The organism is Romboutsia sp. 13368 (assembly GCF_018336475.1).
Lineage (GTDB): Bacteria > Bacillota > Clostridia > Peptostreptococcales > Peptostreptococcaceae > Romboutsia.
Map to the genome: position 1 here is coordinate 743,662 of NZ_CP048741.1, position 1,140 is coordinate 744,801.

A 1,140-nucleotide genomic window follows, 5' to 3' on the forward strand; every position below is an offset into this window, starting at 1 on the left:
TATACATTATTTACTTAAAATAAATTAGTATTAATAATTAATTTTAAACTTGCCTAAAATAATATAAATAATTCAAATTAAAGTAATKATGTTAAAAATTAACATATATGGGTATATAAAAATATATAGTGTATACAATGGTAAGAACTAAATAAAGTTTACAGGGAGGATAATAATGGAGAAGAATAAAGTTGTAATAGTAGGTACTGGAATGGTTGGTATGAGTTATGCTTACTCTATGGTAAATCAAGGTACATGTGAAGAACTAGTTTTAATAGATATAGATAAAAAGCGTGCTGAGGGAGAGGCTATAGACTTAAACCATGGTCTTAGTTTCGCACCTAGAAAAATGAACATATATGCAGGGGATTATAGTGATTGTAAAGATGCATATTTAATATGTATAACAGCAGGAGCTATACAAGCAGAAGGTGAAACTAGGTTAGATTTATTGCAAAAAAATACTAAGATAATGAAATCTATTATAGGTGAAATAAAAAAATCAGGATTTGATGGTATAATATTAGTTGCAACAAATCCAGTTGATATAATGACTTATGTTTGTTGGAAGTTATCAGGATATGATAAGTCAAAAGTAATTGGCTCTGGAACTACATTAGATTCAGCGAGACTTAGATATACATTAGGTGAAAGATTAGATGTAAATCCTAAAGATATAAATGCATTTGTCATGGGTGAACATGGAGATTCTCAATTTGTACCATGGAGTTATGCACTTTGTGGAGTTCAACCGATATACCAAATTGCATCAAGAAAAGATACTAATTTAAGTTTTGATGATTTAGGTCAAATAGAAGATGAAGTTAGAAACATAGCTTATAAAATAATTGAATGTAAAAGATCAACATACTATGGAATAGGAATGGCATTAACAAAAATAACTAAGGCTATACTTGAAAATGAAAATACAATACTTACAGTATCATCTTATTTAAACGGTGAGTATGGTCATGATGATGTATATATTGCTGTACCAAGTATAGTTAATAAGGATGGAGTAAGAGAAGTTATACATCTTCCATTAGATACTGAAGAAAAAGAAAAATTAGACAAGTCTATTGAAATAATGAAAGAAAATATATGTAAACTAGATATATAAAATAAATACTTAAAAATAGA

Annotated in this window: 1 protein-coding gene; it reads left to right on the forward strand. The window is 27.5% G+C overall.

All coding sequences use genetic code 11. The features are described 5' to 3' along the window. Positions 1–175: 175 nt before the first annotated feature. Complete coding sequence (locus tag G3997_RS02965) at positions 176–1,120, forward strand: L-lactate dehydrogenase (protein WP_296647850.1); 945 nt, start codon at positions 176–178, stop codon at positions 1,118–1,120. Positions 1,121–1,140: the final 20 nt, after the last annotated feature.